General features: G+C 39.8%; 2 protein-coding genes. Both read right to left on the bottom strand.

All coding sequences use genetic code 11. From position 1 onward, the window contains the following. On the bottom strand, window positions 1–536 hold a 536-nt coding region (locus tag AC1MDJ_RS07675), incomplete at its 3' end, for a hypothetical protein (RefSeq protein ID WP_479690335.1). Further along, on the bottom strand, window positions 536–1,794 hold a 1,259-nt coding region (locus AC1MDJ_RS07670; RefSeq protein ID WP_479690334.1), incomplete at its 5' end, for a VgrG-related protein. The genes AC1MDJ_RS07675 and AC1MDJ_RS07670, both read right to left, overlap by 1 nt.

Below are 1,794 nucleotides of genomic sequence, written 5' to 3'. Positions count from 1 at the left end.
TGTTGGTCTTCCTCCAATGGAAATATCGTATAAGAAGAAAAGTTGTCACTATCCACAAACTTTTCAGCTATCAGCCCTTTTGAGGCATCAATAAATTTTGTTATATTATCAATCATATCAAAATGAGGATAGAAACCCCCGAAATTTTCTACATAAACGTATGGAACACAAACAAATCTACCATATCCTCTATCACTGGCATAAACACCGTTCGCAATATATTCGTCACCAGGATAATCCAGCAAATCTTCCCAAGCGTCATAAATGCCATCTACACATTGCTCTTTAGAATATCTATGAGCGCGGTTTTTTAATTGCTTCTCCACATCAGTAGCAAAGGATTTTTCTTCAGCACTGTAGATATGACCTCCCCCCACCTCCATATTCCCTCTATAGTCAGACAGGGCATAAGCACGAGACTGAAGGTTAACAACCAAATATTTGTCGTTGTTCTTATTATCGCTAGCCCAAACGAGACTGGCTAAAGATAAAGCCAACACGCATAATATAAATATTTTTTTGTCTAAATGTTTCATCAGTCATATACTCCTGCCATTATTTGGTTTATAATTTTTGCGAAATTCTCATTCTTTACTAGTTTTATAGCTTCCTTGCTCTCTCGTTTATATCTCGTATTTAGCCCCTTGTGCTCCGATTCCTTCGCATTTCTGAGCGCATATGCGGTGCGTTTTTCATATAGTGCCTCAAATATAGCCTCATCACTTGCAGTAGCAAAATTAACAGCCTTACTCGCGTCGCTAAATATTTCTTGTACTCCGTATTCTGAGTGTTGTATACCTATAGACTGAATAACATCTTTCAACACAGAAGAGTGAGTATTCATATCAAGATATTTTGTAGCAACATCGAGAGCAATGAGGTAATTATGCCAATAAATAAATCCCTCTTGTAATTCCTTAAATTCTGGATATGTATTCGCCAACTCTTGCCAAGCATTCACAAACGCAATATTGCCTGCTTTAGCGGCTTCAGCCCCACCAGCAGCCTTCAATTTATTGTATATGTCTGAATTATTTTGTTCAAGGTGTTCTAAAAACTCAGGCATTGAGCCAAATCCGCTTTTCCTACCAGCACTGCTGATTTGACTTGAACCATAGCTACAGCCACCAGGGTCGCCACTAGGACAAACCCATTTGCTCGTCTTCTTATTCCATCTTCCACTAACAGTGCCAGCCCCGCCTTTTTCACCAACTTCATATTTAGTGCTCAAGTTATCATACACGTTGCCATCTTCACCACCAACGCCCACGTATATCCAATCTTTACCTTGTTTTATCTTTTGTAGCAGGTAGTCAAGGTTTTCAGGCAACATATTACCAGCAATATCGTTGCCTCTTGCCAATAATGTGCTAGTGCTAGCATTATAGGTTTCATTCCAGTTAGCCTGCATAGTTGTTCCAAACCCGCCTTCACTGATAGTAGGCAATCTATCATATCCTAACAGAAAAGACACAACATTATAATACCCCAATTCCATACTCGCAGCATTACCAGCCACTGCTTCATTCCTGCTAGAGTTGTGTGCCGCTTCATGTGCATCTGTCTCTAAAAACGTTCTTGCATTAGTTGCAGCACCATTAGCGGTATTCACAGCCCCAATCCCTGTGCTGTTATCATGCTTCCCCATAATCGCATACTTATTGCCATCCTCGTCTGTAAAAACCTCACTACTATCAGCATACATAATATTAGCAACCGCTCCCCTTATTAAGGCTGATATTTTTTTTAAGTCGTCTGGCGTTGCCGTTCCATTTGTAATGTTATCCATTAAGT

Source organism: Candidatus Termitispirillum reticulitermitis, assembly GCF_054655775.1.
Note: the sequence above shows the minus strand (reverse complement) of the source record. Positions and strands in the feature narration are given on the sequence as shown.